Source organism: Leucobacter massiliensis (assembly GCF_002982315.1).
In the GTDB taxonomy this organism is placed as follows: Bacteria; Actinomycetota; Actinomycetes; order Actinomycetales; family Microbacteriaceae; genus Leucobacter; species Leucobacter massiliensis.
The window spans coordinates 107,188-130,096 of the sequence record NZ_MWZD01000024.1 but is presented as its reverse complement, the minus strand read 5'-3'; the positions used below and the strand labels follow the sequence as shown (position 1 = coordinate 130,096).

The 22,909-nt window shown below is 72.0% G+C and carries 23 protein-coding genes and 2 pseudogenes; 11 read left to right on the top strand and 14 right to left on the bottom strand.

The window, feature by feature from the left end; translation table 11 throughout:
• The first annotated feature begins 261 nt into the window (after nucleotides 1-261).
• Complete coding sequence (locus B4915_RS14250; protein ID WP_105806437.1) at nucleotides 262-1,779, top strand: FAD-dependent oxidoreductase; 1,518 nt, start codon at nucleotides 262-264, stop codon at nucleotides 1,777-1,779.
• 69 nt (nucleotides 1,780-1,848) lie between these two features.
• Nucleotides 1,849-2,115 carry a DUF7218 family protein gene (locus B4915_RS14245; RefSeq protein WP_105806438.1) on the top strand — a complete coding sequence of 89 codons (267 nt, stop codon included), beginning with the start codon at nucleotides 1,849-1,851 and terminating at the stop codon, nucleotides 2,113-2,115.
• Nucleotides 2,116-2,147: 32 nt separating this feature from the next.
• On the opposite strand, the gene msrB is transcribed toward B4915_RS14245, so the two are convergent.
• The 9 genes from msrB to B4915_RS14200 all read right to left on the bottom strand — a co-directional run bounded on the left by msrB (nucleotide 2,148) and on the right by B4915_RS14200 (nucleotide 11,352).
• Nucleotides 2,148-2,549, bottom strand: a complete 402-nt coding sequence (gene msrB / locus B4915_RS14240) for a peptide-methionine (R)-S-oxide reductase MsrB (RefSeq protein ID WP_105806439.1) — start codon at nucleotides 2,547-2,549, stop codon at nucleotides 2,148-2,150.
• A gap of 51 nt (nucleotides 2,550-2,600) precedes the next feature.
• Entirely contained in the window at nucleotides 2,601-4,331 is a 1,731-nt protein-coding gene (gene ptsP / locus B4915_RS14235; RefSeq protein WP_105806440.1) for a phosphoenolpyruvate--protein phosphotransferase, read from the bottom strand.
• Nucleotides 4,328-4,597 (bottom strand): HPr family phosphocarrier protein, encoded by a 270-nt coding sequence (locus tag B4915_RS14230; RefSeq protein WP_105806441.1) that lies wholly within the window; start codon nucleotides 4,595-4,597, stop codon nucleotides 4,328-4,330. Before B4915_RS14230 ends, ptsP begins: the two co-directional genes overlap by 4 nt.
• 31 nt (nucleotides 4,598-4,628) lie before the next feature.
• Entirely contained in the window at nucleotides 4,629-6,773 is a 2,145-nt protein-coding gene (locus tag B4915_RS14225) for a PTS fructose transporter subunit IIABC (protein WP_105806442.1), read from the bottom strand.
• A 37-nt stretch (nucleotides 6,774-6,810) separates the two neighbouring features.
• On the bottom strand, nucleotides 6,811-7,758 hold the full coding sequence (gene pfkB, locus B4915_RS14220) for a 1-phosphofructokinase (RefSeq protein ID WP_105806443.1): 948 nt from the start codon (nucleotides 7,756-7,758) through the stop codon (nucleotides 6,811-6,813).
• Nucleotides 7,755-8,516: a DeoR/GlpR family DNA-binding transcription regulator gene (locus B4915_RS14215; RefSeq protein WP_105806444.1), complete on the bottom strand. Its 762-nt coding sequence runs from the start codon at nucleotides 8,514-8,516 to the stop codon at nucleotides 7,755-7,757. Before B4915_RS14215 ends, pfkB begins: the two co-directional genes overlap by 4 nt.
• Nucleotides 8,517-8,633: 117 nt before the next feature.
• The gene (locus B4915_RS14210) at nucleotides 8,634-9,623 is read right to left on the bottom strand and encodes an SRPBCC family protein (RefSeq protein ID WP_105806445.1); all 990 of its coding nucleotides are present in this window, start codon (nucleotides 9,621-9,623) and stop codon (nucleotides 8,634-8,636) included.
• A 122-nt stretch (nucleotides 9,624-9,745) separates the two neighbouring features.
• Complete coding sequence (locus B4915_RS14205; RefSeq protein ID WP_105806446.1) at nucleotides 9,746-10,675, bottom strand: DUF4031 domain-containing protein; 930 nt, start codon at nucleotides 10,673-10,675, stop codon at nucleotides 9,746-9,748.
• Complete coding sequence (locus B4915_RS14200) at nucleotides 10,672-11,352, bottom strand: TetR/AcrR family transcriptional regulator (RefSeq protein ID WP_105806447.1); 681 nt, start codon at nucleotides 11,350-11,352, stop codon at nucleotides 10,672-10,674. Before B4915_RS14200 ends, B4915_RS14205 begins: the two co-directional genes overlap by 4 nt.
• A gap of 153 nt (nucleotides 11,353-11,505) precedes the next feature.
• Between B4915_RS14200 and B4915_RS14195 the strand changes: the two genes are divergently transcribed.
• The gene (locus tag B4915_RS14195; RefSeq protein ID WP_105806448.1) at nucleotides 11,506-11,751 is read left to right on the top strand and encodes a putative antibiotic biosynthesis monooxygenase; all 246 of its coding nucleotides are present in this window, start codon (nucleotides 11,506-11,508) and stop codon (nucleotides 11,749-11,751) included.
• A gap of 99 nt (nucleotides 11,752-11,850) precedes the next feature.
• Here B4915_RS14195 and B4915_RS14190 read toward each other — a convergent pair whose 3' ends face one another.
• Nucleotides 11,851-12,588 carry a LysE family transporter gene (locus B4915_RS14190; RefSeq protein ID WP_105806449.1) on the bottom strand — a complete coding sequence of 246 codons (738 nt, stop codon included), beginning with the start codon at nucleotides 12,586-12,588 and terminating at the stop codon, nucleotides 11,851-11,853.
• A 69-nt stretch (nucleotides 12,589-12,657) separates the two neighbouring features.
• Here B4915_RS14190 and B4915_RS14185 point away from each other — a divergent pair, with 69 nt between their 5' ends.
• Nucleotides 12,658-13,077: an Lrp/AsnC family transcriptional regulator gene (locus B4915_RS14185; protein WP_105806450.1), complete on the top strand. Its 420-nt coding sequence runs from the start codon at nucleotides 12,658-12,660 to the stop codon at nucleotides 13,075-13,077.
• Between the two features lie 211 nt (nucleotides 13,078-13,288).
• Entirely contained in the window at nucleotides 13,289-14,326 is a 1,038-nt protein-coding gene (locus tag B4915_RS14180) for a serine hydrolase domain-containing protein (protein ID WP_105806451.1), read from the top strand.
• A gap of 79 nt (nucleotides 14,327-14,405) precedes the next feature.
• Here B4915_RS14180 and B4915_RS14175 read toward each other — a convergent pair whose 3' ends face one another.
• Nucleotides 14,406-15,920 carry an MFS transporter gene (locus tag B4915_RS14175; protein WP_146120124.1) on the bottom strand — a complete coding sequence of 505 codons (1,515 nt, stop codon included), beginning with the start codon at nucleotides 15,918-15,920 and terminating at the stop codon, nucleotides 14,406-14,408.
• A gap of 48 nt (nucleotides 15,921-15,968) precedes the next feature.
• On the opposite strand from B4915_RS14175, the pseudogene soxR reads away from it, so the two are divergent.
• Nucleotides 15,969-16,397 (top strand): annotated as a pseudogene (gene soxR / locus B4915_RS14170) (redox-sensitive transcriptional activator SoxR); the annotation flags it as partial.
• Nucleotides 16,398-16,445: 48 nt separating this feature from the next.
• On the opposite strand, the gene B4915_RS15000 reads toward soxR, so the two are convergent.
• Nucleotides 16,446-16,949, bottom strand: coding sequence for a SixA phosphatase family protein (locus B4915_RS15000; protein ID WP_105806452.1), 504 nt, complete (start codon nucleotides 16,947-16,949; stop codon nucleotides 16,446-16,448).
• A gap of 238 nt (nucleotides 16,950-17,187) precedes the next feature.
• Here B4915_RS15000 and B4915_RS14160 point away from each other — a divergent pair, with 238 nt between their 5' ends.
• Nucleotides 17,188-18,237: an NAD(P)-dependent alcohol dehydrogenase gene (locus B4915_RS14160; RefSeq protein WP_105806453.1), complete on the top strand. Its 1,050-nt coding sequence runs from the start codon at nucleotides 17,188-17,190 to the stop codon at nucleotides 18,235-18,237.
• Between the two features lie 154 nt (nucleotides 18,238-18,391).
• The gene (locus B4915_RS14155; RefSeq protein WP_105806454.1) at nucleotides 18,392-18,763 is read left to right on the top strand and encodes a VOC family protein; all 372 of its coding nucleotides are present in this window, start codon (nucleotides 18,392-18,394) and stop codon (nucleotides 18,761-18,763) included.
• Nucleotides 18,764-18,937: 174 nt separating this feature from the next.
• On the opposite strand, the gene B4915_RS14150 is transcribed toward B4915_RS14155, so the two are convergent.
• Both B4915_RS14150 and B4915_RS14145 read right to left on the bottom strand, forming a co-directional pair.
• The gene (locus B4915_RS14150) at nucleotides 18,938-20,671 is read right to left on the bottom strand and encodes a DUF2075 domain-containing protein (RefSeq protein WP_105806455.1); all 1,734 of its coding nucleotides are present in this window, start codon (nucleotides 20,669-20,671) and stop codon (nucleotides 18,938-18,940) included.
• Entirely contained in the window at nucleotides 20,658-20,975 is a 318-nt protein-coding gene (locus B4915_RS14145) for a nucleotide pyrophosphohydrolase (RefSeq protein WP_105806456.1), read from the bottom strand. Before B4915_RS14145 ends, B4915_RS14150 begins: the two co-directional genes overlap by 14 nt.
• Nucleotides 20,976-21,134: 159 nt before the next feature.
• Here B4915_RS14145 and B4915_RS15050 point away from each other — a divergent pair.
• The 3 genes and pseudogenes from B4915_RS15050 to B4915_RS14130 all read left to right on the top strand — a co-directional run.
• Nucleotides 21,135-21,233: pseudogene (locus B4915_RS15050) on the top strand (VOC family protein); the annotation flags it as partial.
• Between the two features lie 115 nt (nucleotides 21,234-21,348).
• Complete coding sequence (locus B4915_RS14135) at nucleotides 21,349-22,284, top strand: virulence RhuM family protein/type II toxin-antitoxin system death-on-curing family toxin (RefSeq protein WP_105806457.1); 936 nt, start codon at nucleotides 21,349-21,351, stop codon at nucleotides 22,282-22,284.
• A gap of 242 nt (nucleotides 22,285-22,526) precedes the next feature.
• Nucleotides 22,527-22,832: a hypothetical protein gene (locus tag B4915_RS14130; RefSeq protein ID WP_105806458.1), complete on the top strand. Its 306-nt coding sequence runs from the start codon at nucleotides 22,527-22,529 to the stop codon at nucleotides 22,830-22,832.
• Nucleotides 22,833-22,909 lie beyond the last annotated feature (77 nt).

Genomic DNA, 22,909 nt, shown 5'->3' with positions numbered 1-22,909 from the left:
CGCCCGCGCCGGCCGGCCGCTCGGCGCGGGCGGCGGTGCGGGAACCCCGGAACGGGCGGGCCGGGACCGGCGGGGCGGGGGGCGGCGAGAGGGACGGCGTGCTCCCGGCTCGAGGAAGCCCCCCCGCCCGGGCCCGCCCCCGTTGGCAGTTCGCCGCCCGGGCGGGCGCGCCCCGGCCGGGCGGGCCGTGGCGTGTCAGACGGGGCGGCGAATTGTCAACGGGGTCGTGCCCGTGCGGGAGGGCTTCCTAGAGTCGGGAGCATGAGGTCTCTCTGGCAGCTCACCGCCCCGCCGATCCCGTCCGACCCGTTCGGGGGTCCCGGCACCGACGCCGGTTCTGAGCGGCCGGCCGACGCGGTCGTCGTGGGTGCCGGGCTCACCGGCCTCGTGACCGCCGTGCTGCTCGCGCGCGCCGGCCAGGCGGTGACCGTCCTGGAGGCGCGCTCGGTCGGTGCCGTGGCGACGGGCAACACGACGGCGAAGCTGAGCCTGTTGCAGGGCACGGTGATGAGCGATATCCGCAGACTGGCCGGCGACGAGGTGCTGCACGCCTACGTGGAGGGCAACCGCGAGGGTCAGGCGTGGCTGCTGCGCGAACTGGAGGGGCACGAGGGCGCCGTCGAGTTCCGGACCGCGTACACCTATGCCTCCGCACCGGAACAGCTCGCGAGCCTGGAATCGGAGCTGGATGCCGCCGCGTCCGCCGGGCTCGCCGCGCGCGAGACCGGGGAGACGGGGCTTCCCTTCGAGGTCCACGGCGCGCTCGCCCTCGACGAGCAGGCGCAACTGCAGCCGATGCGCGTCCTCTCCATCCTCGCCGCGGAGCTGCGTGAGCGCGGGGGCCGCCTGGTCGAGGGCTGCGAGGTGCACGACGTCGAGCAGCGCGAGGGCGGCGTCCGTGTCGTCTCCGGCTTCGGCACGATCGACGCCGTGGCGTGCGTGCTGGCGACCGGAACCCCGATCCTCGACCGCGGTCTGTTCTTCGCGAAGCTGAAGCCGTCGCGGTCGTTCGTCACGGCGTACCACCTGCCCGAGGCGAGCCCGCCGCGCGGCATGTACGTCGCCGCGGGAACGCCGATGCACTCGCTGCGCAGCGCCCCGGACGCGGACGGCGGCGAGGCGCTGGTCGTGGGCGGCGGGGGCCGCACGCCGGGCACCTTCGGCGACACCCGCGAGGAGCTGCGCGAGCTCGACGCGTGGACGGCCGGGCACTTCCCCTCGGCGCGCCGGCTCACGTGGTGGGCCGCGCAGGACTATCAGACGCACGCGCGGGTGCCGTTCGCGGGCGCGATGCCGCGCGGGGGCGGGCGCATCTTCGCCGCCACCGGCTACGACAAGTGGGGCATGACGAACGGCGTCGCCGCGGCCCTCGCGATCACCTCCGAGCTGCTGGGCGGGCGGAAGGACTGGGCGGAGCTGCTCAACGACCACGGTCACAGCCTGGCGGAGGCCGCGCAGGCGGTGGCGGCGAACGCCGAGGTCGCCGGCCGCATGGTCTCAGGCTGGGCGGGCGCCGAGGCCCGATCCGTCGCCGGGGCCGAGGATCTCGCGGACGGAGAGGGCTTCGTCGGCCGCGACGGGGTCGCCCCCGTGGGCGTCTCCCGCGTGGACGGACGACTCTGCAAGGTGTCGGCGGTGTGCCCGCACATGGGCGGCATCCTGGCCTGGAACGCGGCGGAGCGCTCGTGGGACTGCCCGCTGCACGGTTCACGATTCGCGGCCGACGGCGCGCGCCTGGAGGGTCCGGCCCTGCGGGGCCTCGCGCCGGCGGGGGAGTGACCGGCAGCGACGTGCACAGCAACACAGTGGCTGCGGTGAACCGCAGCCGCGATCCGAGGGAGGGACACCATGCCGAAGCGATCATCGTCAAGGATCAAGGACGAGGAGCTCTACGAGAGCCTGCGTGAGGACGGCGCCTCGAAGGAGAAGGCGGCCAGGATCGCGAACGCGGCCGCGCGTGACGGCCGATCGAAGGTGGGCCGCCGCGGCGGCGGCGCGGAGGACTACGAGGAGCGGACGGTGCCGGAGCTGCGCGAGCGCGCGAGGGAGCTGGGCCTCAGCGGCTATTCACGCCTCCGGAAGCCGGAACTGATCCGCAAGCTCCGCGAGCACTGACCGCGGCGGCCCCCGGCCGGTCGCGCGGCGCCTCAGCTCTCCGGCGTGAAGTCCAGCGCGACGGAGTTCATGCAGTAGCGATTGCCGGTGGGCGTGCCGAAGCCATCGGGGAACACGTGCCCGAGGTGGCTGCCGCAGCGGGCGCAGCGCACTTCCGTGCGCTCCATCCCGAGCGAGTGGTCCGGCAGCAGCTCGACCGCTTCGGGCCGTACGGCATCATAGAAGCTCGGCCAGCCGCAGTGCGAGTCGAACTTCGTGCCGCTCCGGAACAGCTCGTTGCCGCAGGCCGCACAGGCGTAGAGGCCTGCGCGGTCCTCATCGAGCAGTTCGCCCGTCCAGGCGCGTTCGGTCGCGGCCTGGCGCAGCACCGCGTACCGCTCCTCGCCGAGCTCTGCGCGCCACTCTTCATCGGACTTCTCGACCTCATACCCCATGCGCCCCAGTGTACGCCGCCCCGCGGCGTGCCCACTGAGCCGTGCCCGCAGCTAGAGCACGGCGAGCAGCTCGGGGTCCGCGGCCTCCCGCACCGCGGCGCGTGCCGTTTCCGGCGAGGCGGCTGCGCGCGCTGCGGCTGCCAGCCGCTCGCAGTGCTCCAGGGTGTGCGTGCGGAGCGCGAGGCGCACCCCTCGCGCCTTGCCCGCAGCCATCGACAGGCTCGACACGCCGAGGCCGACGAGCACGAGGGCGAGCAGCGGATCCCCGGCGGACTCCCCGCACACTCCGAGCGGCTTTCCCGCCGCCCGGGCGCCCGCAGCGGCGGCAGCGATCACGTCGAGCACGGCCGGCTGCCACGGGTCGAGCAGCTCCGAGAGCTCGCCCTCCATGCGGTCGGCCGCCATGGTGTACTGCGCCAGGTCGTTCGTGCCGAGGCTGCCGAAATCCACCTCGGCGAGCACCTGCTCGGCGCGCAGGGCGGCCGCGGGCACCTCGATCATCACACCGGCGCGCTCCAGTCCGCTTGCCCGGACGCGCTCGGCGAACCACCGCGCCTCCTCGGCGGTGGCGACCATCGGCGCCATGACCCGCACATCGGCGCCCGTCTCGTGCGCCGCCGCCGCAAGGGCCTGCAACTGGGCGTCCAGCAGCTCCGGGCGCGCCTGTGAGAGACGCAGCCCGCGCCGTCCGAGCGCCGGATTCTCCTCCGCGCCGAGATCGGCGAAGGCGAGCGGCTTGTCGGCGCCCGCGTCGAGGGTGCGCACCACCACCCGGCGCGAGCCGAAGGGCGCGAGGACGCGGCGGTAGATCTCCGTCTGCTCCTCGACCGTCGGGGCGTGCTGCGCCGAGAGGAAGACGAACTCGGTGCGGAACAGCCCGACGCCCTCCACATCGGCGGCGCCCGCGAGCTCCGCGTCCTCGACCCCGCCGATGTTGGCGAGCAGCGCGACGGCGTGCCCGTCAGCGGTGCGACCGGGGCCGCTGACATCGGCCAGCGCCCGCTCGCGGCGTTCCCGCCGCTCAAGCTGCGCCGCGACCGCGTCCGCATCCGGGTTCAGGACCACCTCGCCGGAATCGCCGTCGAGCGACACGAGCGTGCCGCCGGGGATCTCGGTGGCGCCGTGGGCCTGCACGACGGCCGGGATGCCCATCTGGGCGGCGAGGATCGCGGTGTGGCTGGTGCGCCCTCCCGCGGCGGTGACGATCCCGAGCACCCGCGAGCGGTCGAGGGTCGCGGTCTCGGCGGGGGCGAGATCGTGCGCGACGATCACGCTCGGCTCCGAGAAGTGCGGGACGCCGGGGGCGGGCTCCCCGAGCACCGTCGCGATCGCGCGCGAGCCGACGTCGCGCAGATCGGTGACGCGCTCCGCGAAGTAGCCGCCGAGGGCCTCGAACTGCGCGGCGAACTCGTCGATCGCGCTCGCGATGGCGGTGGCGGGTCCCTGCCCCTCGCCGAGGTGCTTCGTGACGGCGCGGTGCAGCGAGCGGTCGCGCGCGATCATGGCGGTGGCCTTCAGCACGTCCCGGGCCGCGTCGTCGGCGGTCGCGGCGCGGCCATCGAGGGTGTCGGCCACCCCCATGAAGGCCGCGATGGCCTGCTCCGCGGCCGCAGCCGGGTCCGCGGCCGGCGGCTCGTCTGCCGGGGGAGCGACCGGCGCCGCGACCTGCACGACGGGCCCGTGCGCGGAGCCGGAGCTCACGCCGATGCCGCGGAGCACCCGCCCGGGCGATCCAGCCGCCCGGCCCGGCGCGTCGCCGCTCGCGTCGCCGGCCGCGGTCACTGCGCGTCCAGGTCCGTGGCGAGCAGCTCTGCGAGCCGGTCGAGGGCGGCCTCGGCCTCGGGACCCTCCGCCGTCAGCACGACCTCCTCGCCGTGCTTCGCGCCGAGCGCCATGACGCCGAGGATGCTCCCGGCGTCGACCGAGGCCTCGCCGGGGCGCCCGATCTCGACGTCCAGCCCGGTCTCGCCCACGGCCTCGACGAACAGCGAGGCGGGGCGGGCGTGCAGCCCGACGGACGATGCGATGGTGACGGTGCGGGTAGCCATGATGTGCCTCCTAGGGATCCGTGGTTCCAGGCTAACTCGCCGCGACGGCGAGCGCAGGGGTGTTCTCGCGTCGCCGGGCGGCGAGCGACTTGAGGGCGATCACGATGAGCGCCGTGATCACCACGCCGATCGCGAGCGCCAGCACGAAGAGCAGCGGCTGCCCGATGAGGGGCAGCACCCAGATGCCGCCGTGCGGGGCGCGCAGCGTCGCGCCGAAGAGCATCACGAGCCCGCCGGTCACGGCGGAGCCGATCGTGGAGGCGATGATGATGCGGATCGGGTCGGCGGCGGCGAAGGGGATCGCGCCCTCGGAGATGAAGGAGGCGCCGAGCAGCCACGCCGCCTTGCCGTTCTCGCGCTCGGGAGCCGAGAAGAGCTTGGGCCGCACGGCGGTGGCGAGCGCGAGGGCGAGCGGCGCGACCATGCCGGCGGCCATCACCGCCGCCATGATCTTCAGCTGCGGCGCATCCATCGCCGTCCCCGCCGCGGAGAGGCCGGCGGTCGCGAAGCCGTAGGCGACCTTGTTCACGGGGCCGCCCAGGTCGAAGCCCATCATGGCACCGAGGATCAGGCCGAGCACGAGCACGCCGGCGCCGGTGAGTCCGTTCAGCCCGTCGTTCATCGCCTCCATGAGCGCGGCGATGGGGCGGCCGAGCACGGTGATGAAGAGGCCGACGGTGATGAGGGTCGACAGCAGGGGGATGACGACGACGGGCATGACGCCGCGCACGCCACGGTGCACCTTCCAGCTTGCGATCCAGCGTGCGACGAAGCCGGCGAGCAGGCCGGTGACGATGCCGCCGAGGAAGCCGGCGTTCATGGTCGTGGCGATGGCGCCGCCGACGATGCCGGGGACGAGGCCCGGCCGGTCCGCGATCGCGAAGGCGATGTAACCGGAGAGGATCGGGACGAGGAAGCCGAAGGCGGCGGCGCCGATCACATAGGCGAGCGCGGCCCAGGCGGTGAGGCTCGCCGGGTTGAAGTTCTGCGCGATGTTGTAGGCGTCGTCGCCGGTGAGGCTGTACTTCACGATCTCGATGGCGCCCTGCTCGCCGAGTGCGATCTGGGCGAGCATGAAGGAGATCGCGATGAGGATCCCGCCCGCGGCGACGAAGGGGATCATGTAGGAGACGCCGGTCATGAGCCACTGGCGCAGGCGGGTGCCGACGCCGACGCGCTCCTCGGATTCCTCGCTGCGTGCGGCGGCCTCTGCGGGGCCGGCCGCGGCTCCGTCGGCTGCGGCGGACGCGGCGCGGGAGGGATCGGCATCCCATTCCGCGGCGAGCTGCGCGGCCTGCGCGAGGAGCTGGGGGCCGTCCGAGATGGCGCGCTTGACTCCCACGTCGACGGTGGGCTTGCCCGCGAAGCGGGCTCGGTCCTTCACCTCGACGTCGTGGGCGAAGATGACGGCGTCGGCATCGGCGATCTGCGCCGCGGTGAGCGGCGTCGAGCCCGCGGATCCCTGCGTCTCGACGGCGATCTCATGCCCGGCCTCGCGCGCGGCCGTCTCGAGCGCCTCAGCGGCCATGTAGGTGTGGGCGATGCCGGTGGGGCAGGAGGTGACGGCGACGAATCGCAGGCGCCGGGCGGGTGCCTCAGGGGCGGCGTGGGCGGCGTCGGCGGCGGGGGCCACCTCCGCGGCGGGATCGGCGTCCGAGGCGGGCTCGGCGGCGGCTTCGGGCGCGGCGTGCGCCGCTGCCGGCTGGGCGGGCGCCGTCGCCTCCGCCTCGGGGAGCGAGACGTGCTCGTTCACGATTGCGACGACCTCCGCGGGGCTCGTCGCCGCGAGCAGCGCGGAGCGGAAGTCCTCGCGCATGAGCGCCCGTGCGAGCTGGGGCAGCACCTGCATGTGCGCGTCGCCGCCGTCGGCGGGGGCGGCGATCAGGAACACGAGGTGCGCGGGGCCGTCCTTGGCGCCCCAGTCGATCCCCTCGGCGATCCTGCCGAAGACGAGCGAGGGCTCGGTGATGGCGGCGCTGCGCGCGTGCGGGATGCCGATGCCGCCGGGCAGGCCGGTCGCCATCTTCGATTCCCGCTCGCGCACGTCCGCGAGGAACGCGTCGAGGTCGGTGCAGCGGCCGGTCGCCAGCAGGCGCTCGGCCAGGGCGCGGGTGGCGTCGTGGCGGTCCGATCCGGTCAGATCGAGCACCACCTGCTCTTCGCTGATCAGTGGCATGTCGATTCCTTTCAGGGGCGTTTCTGGTGAGACGGTGTCAGTCGGTGAGCGGGAGCTCGCGATCCGGTTCGGGGGAGCGGGTCACCTGGACGGCGGCCACCGCGGCCGGGCCGGGCACCTCGGTGCCGGGCAGCCGCACGGCGGCGACACCCCAGGACACGCCGCGTGAGAGCGCCTCGGCGGGGGCCTCGCCACGGTCGAGTCCGAAGAGCAGGCCGGCGAGCATGCAGTCGCCGGCGCCCACCGTGGACACGGGGTCGCTGATGACGGCGGCCGCGTGCACTTCGCCGGTGCGGCTCGCGAGCAGGGCCCCGTCGCGGCCGAGGCTGACGGCCACGTACCGGATCCCGCTCGCCACCAGCTCGCGGGCACTGTCGATCACGGCGCCCATGGTGCGCAGTGGACGGCCGACGAGCTCTGCCAGCTCTTCGCGGTTGGGCTTGATGAGGTCCGGGGCTGCGGCGACGGCGGCGGCGAAGGCCGGGCCGGAGGAGTCGATGGCGAGCAGCGCGCCGCGGCTGCGTGCCTCGCGGATCAGCGTCGCGTAGAAGGTGTCGGGCACTCCGGGAGGCAGGCTGCCGCAGCCCGCGATCCAGCGGCCCTCGTCCGCTCCGTCGAGCGCGGCGGCGAGCAGCGCCTCGGCCTCCGCTTCGCGGAGCCGCGGCCCGGCCTCGTTGAGCTTGGTGGTGGTGCCGTCGGGTTCGAGCACGCTGACGTTCATGCGCACGCTGCCGGAAATCGGCACGATCCGCGTCGCGACCCCGGTCTGCCGCAGCAGGGCCTCGAAGAGCGCGCCCTCGGGCCCGCCGGAGGGGACCGCCACGACCGGTTCGGCGCCCATGGCGGCGAGGGCCCGCCCCACATTGACGCCCTTGCCGCCCGGGTCGACCCGCGAGGAGTGTGCCCGGAGCACCTGGCCGCGGTCGAGGGCGTCGACGGTGATCGCGCGGTCGACGCTGGGGTTGGGTGTGAGGGTGGTGATCACGCGAACACCACCTCCGGCCCGGCGGCGCGGATCGCCTCCGCCGTGTCGGGATCGAGGCCGCCATCGGTGATGACGCGGTCGATCTGCGCGAGCTCGGCGAAGCGGTGCAGGTGCGCCTCGCCGGCCTTCGCCGAGTCGGCGAGCAGGACCGTGGTGCGGCAGGCGCGCACCATCGCGCGCTTCGTGGCGGCCTCGATCTGGTCGGGGGTGGTGAGGCCGCGCTCCGCGTCGAAGCCGTTCGCGCCGATGAAGCCCAGGTCGATGGTCAGCTCGGCGAGGGCGTCGATCGTCCAGCGCCCGACCGCGGCTCCGGTGAGCGAGCGGACCTGCCCGCCGAGCTGCAGCAGCGTGATCCCCGGTTTCGCGGCCAGCGCCGCGCAGATCGCGGGGCTGTTGGCGACGACCGTCAGCTCGGCGTCGCCGGGGAGGGCCTGCGCGAGGGCGAGGGTGCTGGTGCCCGCGTCGAGCAGCACGGTGCCGCGCTCGGGCAGTTCGGCGAGGGCGCGCTGTGCGATGCGGCGCTTCTCGGCCGCGCGGCGGCCGATGCGCTCGGCGAGGGCGAGCTCGGGGCGTTCGGTCTCGGCGGGGATCGCGCCGCCGTGCACCCGCTTGAGCAGTCCGCGGCGCTCGAGGGCGGTGAGGTCCCGGCGGATCGTCTCGGCGGTGACGTCGAGCTGCTCGGCGAGCCCGCTCACCTCGACGCGGCCGAGGGATCGGGCTGCGTCGAGGATCAGCCGGTGTCGTTCTGCGGCGTACACGGCACTCTCCCGTCGTCGGTCGATGATTGTTCCCCATATTGACACACAAACGGGTAGAAACAAAACAAAACCAACATCCGGATGTAACCGAGTTGCGCTAGGGAGCGGGTGCGCCGATCAGCCGAGGACTTCGGCTTCGAGCCGCGCGAAGCTCGCCTCCATGCCCTCGGCCATGCCGGTGGCGAGTGCCGCCTCCCGCACCTCGGCGCTCGGATAGGTGATGAGATACGCGACGAGGGTGCCGCCCTCGGAAGCGGTCAGGGTGAGCTCGTTCAGCGTCTCCGGCCTCGATGCCCCGTCCGGGTCGCTCGGGGAGACCATGCGCTCCGTGCTGACGAGCCGCTGCGGCGGCGCCGCCGAGACCACGGAGCCCACGAAGCCGAAGCTCTCCCCGCTCTCCAGATTGCGCCACTCGCTGCGCAGCGCCGTGCCGGGTTCCGCGCCCGTCTCGCAGACGGTCATCTCCCAGCCGTCGGGGCCGAGCTGCCAGCGGCGCAGCAGCGCCTCCTCCGTGAAGGCTCGCCACACCTCGGGGAGAGCGCCCCGCACGACGCGGGAGACCCGGGCCTGGGTCTCGCCGATGAGCTGCGTCTCGGTGCCGGCGCCGGCCGCGAAGGAACTGAGGTCTGCGAGCACCGCGTCGATCTGCCCCATCGCGGCGCGCATGCCCTCCATCATGCCCATCGCCTGCAGCTGCTCCAGCTCTTCGAGGGAGCTGAAGTACGTGGTGGTCGTCAGCCGCGAGCCGAGGGCCGTCTCCGCGAAGTCGAAGGTCATGCGCATGCTCGGCAGTTCCGTGTTCGGCTGACCGCCCTCCGCGGCGAAGCCGTCGCGGACCTCGAAGGAGCGGCCCTCCTCGACCGAGACCCACTCCCAGTAGCCGCAGCTGCGCTCGCCCTCCGGGCCGGTCATGCAGTACTGGGAGAGTCCGCCGGGGAAGCCGTCGTGGCGGGTGAAGACGGCCGGGAAGGTCGGCGGGCCCCAGAAGCGCTCGATCTGGCGGGGATCGAGGTAGGCGTCCCAGAGGCGGCGCACCGGGACGGTGAAGTCGGCGACCACGGTGAGCGTGAGCGCCTGCGGGTCGGTGTCTACGGAGGCGATGGGCATGAGCTGGCCTTTCGGTGTGGTCGATCGCCGGTGATCGAGGGCGGTGAAGGGTGGGCGGTGATGGCGGGTGGCTGGGAAGCCGATGGGGTCGGTGAACGGCGGCCGGTGGTTACTCGTCGCGCTCAGCCGCTGGCGAGCGCGGCGAGCTCTGCGGCGAGGTTGGCGCGGGCGCGGGACTCCCAGAGGTTCCGGGCCGCCTCGGTGCGGTAGACGGCGGGGCGATCGAGATAGCCGCGCAGGATCTCGGATCGGCCCCGGGCGAAGTCCGCTGCGGGTACGTGTGCGTACTCGGTGCGCACCGCCTGCGAGTAGCGCTCGTAGCGGGCCTTCGAGGCGGCGAAGATCGCGAGGTCGGCGTCGAGCAGCAGGGCGAGGGGGTGCTCGGGATCCTGGACCGCCCTGGCGGGAGCCGTCTCGGCGACGAAGGCCGCCACGCGCTCAGCCAGCGCCGCGTCGAGTCCCGCCGAGTCGAGCGCCTCGCGGGCGAGCCGCGCCGAGGCTGCTTCGTCGTCGGCGGCGCCGGAGTAGACCGCGTCGTGGAACCAGGCCGCCAAGAGCGTTTCCGGTGGGACGCGCTCGCCGCGGGTCCCGAGCTGGTCGAGGGCGAGCAGCACGTCTTCGAGGTGCTCCTCGCTGTGGTAGCTGCGGTGGGGCTCCGCCCAGCGGGCGAGCAGATCCTCGCCGAGCCGAGCCCACGCGTCCGTGCGGGCCGGCCGCACGCCGCACGCCGGGCCGAGCTCGGCCCACTCCGCGGCGAGATACTGGCGCCGCCGCACCGGGGCCATCACGGGCCGGTCCACCTGGCGCACGCGCTGACCCGAGTCGCGCAGCGCCTGCAGCACCTCGCGCGCGGAGACGGGTCTCGCCCCCAGGGCGATCGCCCGCTCGGTGAGCGAGGCGGGCACGTCGTAGTGGTCGAGGTCGAAGCCTCTGCGAGGGATCCCGAGTCGCTTCGCGAAGGCGTGCAATTCGGCGGCGTCGCGGTCGGAGACGAGGTGGCTCCAGACGGTGCCGTGGGCGGGCCACGTCGGCGGATCGATCAGGATCGTCACGAGCGGGACTCCTCCGCCGCGAGGGGCGGATGCGTCGCCGTGCCGGCCGGCGGGGCCGGCGCCGCGCTCCGCGGCGAGCCGCTGGCCTCGGACGCCTCGGCCTCCTCCGTCATCCCCGTCGCGAGCGCGCGCGCGTGCGCCACGACGGTCGCGCGTCGGGTCTCCCACTCCATGGTCCCGCCGACGACGGCAGATCCGAGGTTCCCGAGCTCGCACCAGCCGACCGCGAGCGCGATCAGGCTGAAGAGCAGATGCTCGGCGCGGCCGCGGTCGAGTGCGGGCAGCGCCGTGAGGATCCCGTCCACCTTGTGCGCGCAGACCGGGCGGCGCTGCTCGATGGCGACGGCGGCGTCCAGCTCGAGGCTCTCCCACAGCAGCAGCCGCGGTAGTTCGGGGTGCCGCTCGCATCGGTCGAGCAGCTGCGCAACGAAATCACCGATCGCCTCGGCTCCGGTGCCGGTGACGTCGAGGCCGTCGAGCAGCCCCGCCAGCTCGTGTCCGAGCACCGCGGCGAAGAAGGCGCGCTTGTCGCCGAAGTAGCGGTAGATGCGCTCCTTGTTCACGCCCGCGTCGGCGCCGATCGCCTCGATCCGGGCGCCCGCGAAGCCTGCCGCGGCGAACTGCCGGGCTCCGGCGAGCAGCAGCTTCCGCTGCGTCGCGTCGGTGTCCCAGGCCATGCAGGGATCCTAGCAAGTCCAACCGGCCGGTTGCCGAACTCCAAACGAACGGTTGCAGATGTTGCGGCGGATCGCTACGCTGCAAAATGCAACCGAATGTTTGGAGATCACATGATGCCTTCCCCGACGCCCGCGGCAGCTCAGACGCCCCGGATGCCCTCGACGCCGCCGATGCCCCCGGCGCCGGTGCGCATGATCGTGACCTGGATCGGGATCTTCCCGCTCGTCCTGCTCGCCCAGTGGCTGCTGCGGCCCCTCACCGCAGCGTGGCCGCTCGTGCTCTCGACCGGACTCACCCTGGCCGTGGTGGTGCCGCTCGCGGTGGGCGTCGTGATCCCGACCCTGTTCCGGGTCCTGGGGATGCTGCGCCGACGCCGCGCGGAGACGACCGCCGCGTGAGAGCCGTGGTGCTCGGCGCCCGTGGTGCCGTCGGGCGCGAGGCCGTCGCCGAGCTCTGCACGCCCGGCGAGGCCGCCGGGCGGCTCGGTGCGCCGCTGCTCAGCCGCTGAGCGCGCCCAACAGGAGCGAGAGCCCGAGCGCCGCGACGAGCACGTTCCCCGCGAGCAGCGTGAGACGCGTCACGCGGCGCGGCAGACGCGCCGACAGCAACGCGCCCGCGCCGACCAGGACGAGCTGCCACAGCAGCGAGCCGAGCAGCACCCCGGCCGTGAAGGCGATCCGGGCGTCGGTCCCCGCCAGCAGCTCGCCGGAGCCCGCGGCGATCGCCGCGAAGTACAGCAGCGTCAGCGGGTTGACGAGCGTGAGGGCCACGAAGGCGAGATACCGGCGCATGCGCCGGGGCGGCGCGACGGGCCCGCGGGCGGAAGCGGTGCCGGGCGCGGGGGCGGGATCGGTGCCGGGATCCGGTGACCCGGGATCCACGGCGGTTCCGGAGCCGGGACCCGGAACCGCAACCCCGGCTCCGGGGTCCCCGTCGGGCGCGGCACGCCGGGCACGCGCGAAGCCGAGCACCGCGATCGCGATCACCGCGACGCCGCCCGCGACGGCGGGCCAGGGCGCCAGGGCGCGGATCGCGGGAGCGGCGAGCGCCCCGAGCGTGACCGCGAGCGCGCAGTAGAGCGCGTCGACGGAGGCGACGCCGGCAGCCGCAGGCCAGCCGTGAGCGAAGCCGTGCCGCAGGCCGGTGGCGAACAGCAGCGCGCCGACCGCGCCGAGCGGGAGCGCCAGGGCGAGCCCGGCCACCAGCCCGGCGGAGAGCGCAGCCGCGAGATTCATGCCTTCAGCATGCGGACCCGGCCCGCCTCACACAGAGAGGTGCGTGGTCAGAGCAGTATGATTCGTGGTGTGGACGCCATTGACGAGCAGATCATCGCTCTCCTGCGAGAGGATGCTCGGCGTGCCTACAGCGCGATCGGACGCCAGGTGGGGCTCGGCACCAACGCCGTCTCGGCGCGCGTGCGGCGGCTGCGCGAGGCAGGCGTCATCACCGGCTTCACCGTGCTGCTCGGCGAGGCGCGCGCCGAGGGGCCGGCGGGCATCGAGGCCTTCGTCGATGTGCGCTTGCAGGCCGATCGCGACTCCGAGGAGTTTCTGCGCTGGGCGCACACGGCACCCGGCGTGCTCGACGCGGTGCACGTCACCGGTCCCTACGACTACCTGCTGCGCGTGCGTCTGCGCGACACCGCCGCGCTCGACCGGCTGCTGCGCCTGCTCAAGCGCGAGGGCGGCGCCGCCCAGACCCAGACCCGCCTCGCTCTGCGCTGAGGCGGAGGCCCTCCTCCGTCACGCGCTCCCTCCCGGTCTCGCGGTCCGTGGCACCCGGGTGCCGCGCGATGCGCGGGGATGCGCCGCGACTCCCTCGCGCGGGGGAGGAAGATCGCACGTCCGGCCGATGCGGCGCGAGTTCAGTGCTGCTTGGCTGGAACCGGGGCGGCGTGAGCGCGCGGCCTAGCGGGGCGAATAGGGAGGCATCGGCATGGGGAGACCACGACCGTTCGGCGCGGTGAGCGCCGAGGTGAGCGCGCTCGCCGGCCGGGCGCGCGCGCCGCTCGCGGTGTCGCTGCGGAGCGGCGAGCGCGGCTGGTGCCGCACGGCACGCCCCGGCGTGGCGGCCGGCGACCGCTTCGAGATCGGCTCCGTCAGCAAGGTGCTCACCGGCACGCTGCTCGGAGTGCTGGCCGAGGCGGGCGAGGTGGACCCCGATGCCCCGGTCGACGAGGTGACGGGGGAGCGCCTGCCCTGGCGGGATCGCGCCCCCTCGCTCGCGGAGCTCGCCACGCATCACTCCGGCTTGCCGAACACGCCGCCGCGCCTCGGGCCGCGAGAGGCCGTCGGGGCGCTCGGGCTGAGCAGGCGCGACCCGTGGCGGGGCGTGAGCCCGGCCGCCTACCGGGTGGATCTGTCGCGCGCGGCAGCGCGGGCGCGCGCCGACGGAGGCTTCCGCTACTCGAGCATGGGCATCGGCCTGCTCGGTGACGCGCTCGCCGCCGCGAGTGGCCGGCCCTTCGCAGAGCTGATCCGCGAGCGCCTGCTGCTCCCGCTCGGCATGACCCGCACCGGCCTCGACCGGCCAGAGGGCGGTGCGGACGCCGTCTCCCGTCCGCACAACCGCCGCGGCATGCCGATGCCCTACCTGCGGGATCACATGCCGGGGGCGGGCATGTTCGCGTCGTCGCTCGCCGATCTGGAGCGCCTGCTCGACGCCGTGCGAGATCCCGGCGCGACGCCCCTCGCGGCGGGAATCCGGAGCGCGACCGCCGTCCAGCGCGCGGCCGGGCCCGGGCTGGGCGTGGGCTACTGCTGGCTGATCCGCGAGGCCACTGCACCCGGCGGCTCCGGCCCGGCACCGACGGGGGAGCCGGTGCTCCTGCACGACGGCGCCACCTGGGGCTCGCAGGCGCACGTCTCCGTCGGCCTCGCCACCGGACGAGCGGTTGCGGCGATGTCGGCCATCTACCGCGACCTCGACGGTTTCGCGACGCGGTTCCTCGGCGAGGGGGCCGCCGGGCGCTGATCCCTCCCGGGGTGCGGCGCACTCCTGCCGGGATCAGTGCGAATCCGCAGGGACCCCGATCCGGATCCCGGTCCCGCCCTCAGACCCGTTCCCGTCCGGCCTCCCGCCGCCCCCGCATCGCGAGCAGCGCCGCCGGGATCCCGAGCGCCGTCAGCGCCGTCACCCCGAGGATCAGCCACTGCGCCGAGGCGAGCGGCGAGTCACCGCCGAAGGCGAGCAGATTGCCGGCAATCGCGCTCGTCAGGGTGAAGGCGACGAGCTGCGTCGTGCTCACCGCGGCGGCCGCCTTCGCACCCTCGGCCGGGTCGTCGCTCGCGCGCATCGCCGCCACCGAGAGGTGCGGGTAGGCCATGCCCACGCCGGCGCCCGCGAGGAACAGCAGCACCGCCCAGATCGCCAGGTCCGCCCAGCCCGCGTCGGCGCGCTGCAGCAGCCCGTAGGCCGCGAAGCCCGCAACCACCACGACCGGCCCCGTCCGCACGCGGGCGCGCGCCATGCGCTCGCCCGCGCTCACGCTGAGCACCTGCGCGGTGGTCCAGCCGACGGAGGGCGCGGCGCCCAGGATCCCCGCCACGATCGGGCTGGCTCCCGCGAGCTGCTGCCCGAAGAGCGGGATGAAGTTCTCGGCGGTGATCCCGGCGCACAGACCCGCCACCGTCAGGTACACCCACTTCAGCGGGTTGCCGCGGACGTAGGCGAGCCGCGGCAGGACCCCGTTGGGGTTGCGTGCGTCGAGCGCGAAGAAGAGGAGCAGCAGGGCGAGCGCGCCCGCGATGGTCAGCGGGATCCACGCGCCGCTGAGCGTGGAGCTCAGGCTCAGCAGCGCGGCGGTGACGGCGAGCGCCACGATCGAGGGGAACGGAATGGGGGTGCGCGCGGGCTGCTCAGGCCGCTCGCGGGGGAGTGCGCGCGCGGTGACGAAGACGAGCAGGATCGCGACGCCCGCGAGCGCCGCGAAAGCCGCCCGCCACGCGCCGAACTGGGCGAAGAGGCCGCCGAGTGCGGGGCCGAAGAGCGTGCCCACGCCGAACATGGCGGAGACCAGGCCGGTCGCGCGCGTCCACAGCTCGGAGGGGAGCACCGCGCGGATGGTCGCGAAGCCGAGGCCGGTGAGGAGCCCCGCGCCGAGCCCCTGCACGGCGCGGCCCGCCACGAGCAGCTGCATGGCCGGGCTGCACGCCGCGAGCGCGGTGCCGGCGGCGAACACGAGGTAGGCGATGACGTAGGAGCCGCCGCTGCCGCGCGCGCCCAGCACGCGCCCGGTGAACATGGTCGCCGTCACCGCGGCGATGAGGTAGGCCGTGGACGCCCAGGCGTAGAACTGCCTGCCGCCGAGCTCGGCCACGACGGAGGGGAGCAGGGATGCGGTGAAGTAGAGGTTCATCGCGTAGAGCGCGACGCCGCCGGCCATGACGATCACCGCCGTGCGGTGGGGCTTCGCGAAGAGGGCGCCCCAGCTGGCGGCGGGCGGGGCAGGTGCGTCCCCGGCGGACCCGGCGCTGGGCTCCGCATCCCCGGTGACGGCCTCCGGGGATGCGGGCGAGGCCTCGACGGTGCCGGTGTCGGTGTGCTTGTCGGAAGAGTGTTCACGCATGTCCGCTACGCTAGAACTTCAAGTCCACTTGAAGTCAAGGAGGCTGGGATGCGCCGTTCGCCCACCGATCTGCTGACCGTGGGGGAGGTGGCGAGCCGCGCCGGCATCGCCCCGAGCGCGGTCCGCTACTACGAGCAGCAGGGGCTCATCGCGGCGACGCGCACCGCCGGCAATCAGCGCCGCTACCCCCGGCACGTGCTCCGCCGCATCGGCATCATCGTCGCGGCGCGCAGGTTCGGGATCCCGCTCTCGGAGCTGCAGGAGGTGTTCGCCGCCCTGCCTCACGACCGTATGCCGGGCAAGGCCGACTGGCGGCGGATCTCGCGCGGCTGGCACGACCGGCTCGAAGCGCGGCGGCGGGAGCTGGAGCGGCTGGAGGAGGAGCTGATCGGCTGCATCGGCTGCGGATGCCTCTCGCTCGGCACCTGCCGGGTGCTCAACCCCGGCGACGTGCTCGCCGAGGAGGGACCCGGCGCGCGGCGGCTGCCCGAGGCGGGCCCGGGCGGGGAAGCGCGCGGACGCGGATCAGCCGCGCCGTCCCTCCCGCGGGGCGTCGACGCTCCACGCCTCGGCGGGGCGGGTGATCGCCTCGGCCCAGGTGCCGCCGCGCCACGCGAAACGGGCGACCGCGCAGGTGGGCATGCGGTCGATGCCGCCGGAGGAGAGCCGGTGGGCGAGGCCTGAGATCCCCGGGTCGTGCGCGACGAGCAGCACCCCGTCGACGTTCGCGGCGGCAGCGGTGGCGAGCAACGTCTCTGCTGGGGCCAGGTAGAGGGCCTCATCGAACTCCACGGGGATCCCGAGCGCAGCGCCGAAGTGCTCGGCCGTGCTGCGCGCCCGCTGCGCGGTGCTGCTGAGGACGCGCGCGATCCCGAACGCGTCGGGGTCCGCGTCCCGTGCCACCGCGAGCCTCGCCGCCAAGACCGGCGCGTCGCGCTCGCCACGGGCGTTCAGCGGGCGGTCGTGGTCGCGCAGGCCCGGCTCGCCCCAGTCGGACTTGGCGTGCCGGACGAGGATGAGCTGCGGCATGACGCTCCTCTGCGTGCTGGGCGTGGGACGGCGGTTCGATCCGCCCCACCCAGCCTAAACGGCTCCGCCCGCCGGCGGCGCCCAGGGCACACGAGCGGGCGTGCACCATCGGGGTTCCGTCAATCGCGGGCGGCATGTTTGCGCTGCCCGCGAACCCAGGGCCGGGAGAGGAGGAGAATCGAGGTGGGCGCGGCGCGAATGCCCGGGCCCTTCGCACTGCCGAGGAAAGAAGGAACGCATGCGCGCTGTTCGACTGACCGACTGGAAGACCTTTCCCGAACTGCAGGAGATCGAGCGGCCGAAGCCGGGGCCCGGGGAGGTGCTGCTGAAGGTTGCGGGCGCGGGTGCGTGCCACAGCGATGTGTCGCTGTTCGCCGAGTTCGACGCCTCGATGGGGCTGCCGGGGTTGCAGCCGCCCTACACGCTCGGCCACGAGAACTCGGGCTGGGTGGAGGAGGTGGGTGAGGGCGTCACCGGCTTCACGAAGGGCGACGCCTACCTCGTCTACGGTCCCACGGGCTGCGGCCGCTGTGCTGCGTGCGCGCGCGGCGAGGAGACCTACTGCGAGAACGCGGCCACGAACCCGGCGCAGGGCGTCGGGCTCGGCCGCGACGGCGGCATGGCCGACTACGTGGTCGTGCCCGCCGGGCACCTGATCCCGCTGGGCGACGCGGATCCCGTCGCCGCGGCCCCGCTCGCCGATGCCGCGCTCACCCCGTATCACGCGATCAAGAAGGCGCTGCCGGTGCTGAACCGGGGCGGGGCGACGGCGCTCGTGGTCGGCCTCGGAGGGCTCGGCCAGATCGCCGTGCAGATCCTGCGGGCGCTCACCGGGGCGACGGTGATCGCGACCGACATGAAGCAGTCCGCGATGGACGCGGCCGCTGCGCGCGGCGCCGTGACGGTGCCGGGCGGCGACGACCAGGCGGCAAGGATCCGCGAGGCCACCGGCGGTCGCGGCGTGGATGCGGTCTTCGACTTCGTCGGCGCTGCTCCCACGCTGAAGCTCGCCATGTCGGTCGTTGCGGTGGGCGGCCGGGTGCAGGTCGTGGGCATCGCGGGCGGCGTGGTCGAGTGGTCGTTCTTCACCGCGCCCTACGAGTCGGTGCTGACCAGCAGCTACTGGGGCTCGGTGTCGGAGCTGCACGAGGTCGTCGCCATGTACCGCGCCGGCCAGATCGAGCCTGACATCCAGCGCTTCCCGATGGATCAGGCGCTCGACGCCTACCGCCTGCTCCACGAGGGCAAGCTCTCCGCCCGCGCCGTGGTCGTCCCCCACGCCGCCTGACCCCGCTCACGTGGGCGGACCTTCCTCGCCGGTGCGGGGAGGGCCGCCCGCCTGGGGCGACCCGCCTGCGTCCGGGAAGCCCCTGAGCGGGCGTTTATATTTCGGCGCTCAATGACGCTGTCGTGCGGGCGGCGTGGGGAGTAGGCTGCACGGCATGGCTGCCCGGCTCTCCGAGATCGTGATCGATGCGCGCGACCCGCAGCGGCTCGCGCAGTTCTGGTGCGAGGTGCTCGGCTTCACGGTGCTCGAAGCGGACGACGACGGCGTCGAGATCGGCCCGGAAGCGGGCTTCGGCGGGGTTCAGCCGACGCTCGTGTTCGTTCCGTCCGTGGCTCCCAAAACCGGGAAGCTCCGCCTGCACTTCGACATCAACCCGACCGACCGCGATCAGAACGCCGAACTCGACCGCCTCCTCGCGCTCGGTGCGCGGCTGGCCGACATCGGCCAGGGCCCCGAAGTGTCCTGGCACGTCCTCCAGGACCCCGAAGGCAACGCGTTCTGCCTCCTCCGCCGCCGACTCGGCTGACATTGCTTGCGCACCAACTGCCGCAAAGCGCTGGCGGGGACTCGGGGTCCGCATGCGCGCGAATTCGAAAGGAGGAGGTGTGCAACGGCATTGGTGGAGGGGTGTTGCGCGGGTGCCGGGCAGGTGCCTTAGGTGCCTGTTCTGGTGGCAAGCGGGGAGATGCTCCGACAGGTTTCATGTGAGTTGCGTTGAGAAGTAGCTGCGGAGATAGTCCCGAAGAGCCGGGTCACAGACATAGATGTACGTGCCGAGTATTCCGCGGGTCAAGAGCACCGTGTAGATGTTCTTGACGTACCGCAGGAGGTCCTCGTCGCTGAAGGTGAGTCCGAGCTTCGGATTGTTCTCACGGCCCTTCTTGTCGTGATAGTTGGCGCGGTTGAAAACGATCCTTTTGGACGCGATGTCATACGTGAGGTCGTTGCCGAAAGTGACGCCAGCGTAGTTGAGGTCGTACCCCTGGACCGTGTGGATCGACCCCATCTCCTCGATCGAACCCGGGCTATTGATCCAGTCCCGTTGCGTGGTGTTCCAGCGAAGGCGCTCGCCGCAGATCTCAATGTCGAACGCCTCCTTGTCTCGCTTGCTCCGCCAAGGCCACGCGTACCCGGCCACCAGCCTTGAGAGGCCGTGTTCTTCCTCACGCAGCAGGATCTGTCGCCGCATCTCTCCGAAGTCCGAGAAGAGTCGGAGATCGTACCCTTCGAATGAAATCCTGCTCTTCGGAGGCTCGTCGCTGAGGACGGATCGAACGTAGCCGACGTAGTCCTGCCCGCCCGAGATCCGCATTTGCGAGTGCAGCGGATAGATGCGGCCAGTCAAGGAGGCTTCGTTCACGAGTGCGCGCGTCGTCTCCGGCGAAAGGTCCGCAGGACGCACGCTCTGGCCTGCGTCGAGCATCAGTATCGTGTGTGTGCTCTGCTTCCTGATCCAGTCCAACTGAGTCAGCTGAAGGTCGTCCTGACCGAAGAGCTTGCGATTGATTTCAGCGAACTTCTGGTTCAGGGGGCCCGAGGCCTGGTTTGCGCGCCGATTCAAACGGTGAGCCTCGTCGACGATGAGCAGGTCAAAAGGCTCCTCGCTCTCACCGACGCCGTAAGGGGTGAGGACGAGGTCTTTGCTGAGACCAGGGGTCAGAGAAAAGACCTTGGCGATGGACTCGCGAAGCGACTGCTGAGGCACGACGATTCCGACCTTCAACGTTTTCAGCAAGTCCGCGTGACCCGGTGTGAAGAAGTCGCTGAATATCGAGTCGCTGTCGATGGGCTCTTTCGGATCGTGTCCCCGGATGTCCTCCAGCAGCTTCAGGAGGTAGATCGCGACCACCGTCTTGCCGGTTCCAGGGTTGCCATGCACGATGACCGTGCTCGAAGTGCCATGCTCGAGGTCTGCGAAGAGCCCCTCGAGAATGTCCTCGACCGCGATTGCCTGGTCGTGATTCAGCGCTTTGAAGGGTGAGAGCTTGAAGAGATCGCTGTTGATGATCTCGGGCAGGGTCCGCTGAAACAGATGTTCTTGGGTGCGGAGATGCTCGAATACACCGTGGAAGGCCTGCTGATAGGTCTCGCGGTTGTAGTAGTCGGAGTCCGTGATCCCCGCGTTGTGGTTAAGAACCTTCAGGTAGCCGTCCCCGGAGAACATCCTGATGAGGAACGACTCAAGGTCAAGGCATGCCGACTTGTTGAAGGTGTCATCGAGGACCACACGGAACCACTCGAGGTCTCTCTTCTCGGGAGAATCGAGATGCTGACGCATCCGTGCTTCGACGTTGAGCGATTCCCCCACGTATACCTCGCGATGGCTGTTGAGAATGTAGACCACGGGCCAGTTCCGGTGCCGGGGATCGACCGCGCCCCAGGCGCGTACACTCTCAGCAGTAAAGGGGAGACGTTCGACCTCAGAGGCGGTCATACTTAGTGCTCCTGCCTCGGGCATCAGCCGCCGGGTATTTCACCCGCGTCTTCTCGAGTTTCTGAAGCACGATCTCGTCGGGGTCGAGACCTAGCCGATCTGCGAGAAGCAGGCAATAGGTCAATACATCGGCCAGTTCGTCCTCAGCTGAGCCAAGGCCCGAGTCGTCCCATTGAAAACACTCGAGAAGTTCACCCGCTTCGATGCTGATGCTCTTTGCCAGATTCTCCGGCGTATGGAACTTCCCCCAGTCGCGCTCGGCAACGAACTCTCGAAGCGCAGTGCGGACAGGCTTCTCATGCATGCTTCTTAAGTTAGCACCGCGGCAAGCACTCGGTGGAGTGGCGTCGGGTGCAGCGCTGCTGAGACCGAGCCCCTGCCGGTCGACGATACTGGGCGGGCGGGAATCTCTGGGTACGGCTTGGCAGTGGGGCTTGCGGTGCTCGCGCTGCAGCTGGTGCCCGAACTCGACCGCCTCCTCGCGCTCGGCGCGCGGCCGACCGACATCGGCCAGGGCCCGAAGGCAACGGAGTACTGCCTCCTCCGCCGCCGACTCTGTTGAGCGGCCCTGCGCACCAACGGCCGCAAGAGCGCTAGCCGGGTTGTGGCACCGGGGAGAGGATTGTGAGGCGGCGCCGAATCCGGTCAATGTCGGTGGTCGGAGGTACGTTGGAGCCATGAGCAGCCTCGAACTCTACACCTCTCACGATGGCACCGTCTCGCTTGAAGTCCGGGCCGACCACGACACCGTTTGGCTCACACGTCAGCAATTGGCAACGCTGTTCGGGCGTGACGTGAAGACCATCGGTAAGCACATCGCAAACGCGAGGCGGGAGGAACTCGAGGGCGTGGCAGTTGTCGCAAAATTTGCGACAACTGCCACCGACGGTAAGACATACCGGGTCGAACACTACAACCTCGACCTCGCCCTTTCCGTCGGCTACCGTGTCAAGTCGCCCGAGGGCGTGTACTTTCGTCGGTGGGCAACGGACGTTCTCCGCCGGTACCTTCTCGAAGGTGTGGCCGTGAACGAATCACGATTGCGAGAGCTCGGTCAGATCGTGCAGATTCTCTCCCGTTCCAGCGATGAGCTGGTTGCAGGGGTTGCCGATGTGTTGGCGGAGTACCTCCCCAGCCTCACCCTGCTGCGCGACTACGACGAGGGCAGCATCGACACCGCGCCCTGTGTCGTTCCCGGATGGACGCTCACTCTCGACGAAGCCCGGTCGGTCATCGCGCACGTTGCTGACGAGTTTCCCGATGACGGCTTGCTCGGCAGAGAGCGTGGCGATGCGCTCGGCGGCGTGGTCGGCGCGATCTATCAGGGTTTCGACGGGCAGGATCTGTACCCGACAGTCGAAGAGAAGGCGGCGAACCTGCTGTACCTGGTGGTCAAAGACCATCCGCTCTCGGACGGCAACAAGCGCAGCGCGGCGGCACTGTTCATCACCTTCCTCGCTCGTAACGGAATGCTGGCGAGCAATAGCGGCGCCCCGTGCATTGCGAATAACACGCTCGCCGCGATTACCCTCATGGTCGCAATGAGCGACCCGAAGGAGAAGGACCTCATGATCGCCCTGCTGATTCGCATGATCACGGGGCGTGCCGCGTGAGCCGTATTCGATGGTCTGACCGCTGAACACTGTGCCGAAAGTGTCAGCTTCGACACGAGCGGGTGACTTGCTGAATGAGCGCCCAGGCGACTCCGCCCCAAGTCCGTTTCGGGATACTGACAGACGGCACCGTTCCTGGGCTGAGTTCGGCGCAGTCAACGAGGAGCGGATGGCACTGGGGTGCCACGGGGTCGGCACCGGGGGGTGACGCGCGGGAGGTGCGGTTCCGGGAGGGTGGAACCATGACCGCCACCCATCCGCTCCACCGTCCCGTGCCCTTCATCGCCGTGTGCCTCTCGCTCGCCGTCGCGCTCGCGCTCGTGGCGACGCTCGCTGTGTGGGCGATCGTGGGCGGCGCGACCGCGTCGGCACTGCAGGGGTCCGAGCGCACCATCAGCAGTGACCCCGTGAGCGCCGTCTCCGCTGCCGCACCCTCTACCACCGCAACCACGTCCGGGAGCGCGCAGACCACCGCGACCACGTCCGGGAGCACCGCGGCCACCGCGTCCACCGGCACGCACGACGGGGCTGCCGCCCACGCTCGCTGAGCGGGATCACGGCCGGTCGCCAGCCGCCGAGCTGTGGCCCTACCGCTTTTACGTGCCATCGCCTAGCCTGTTTGCGG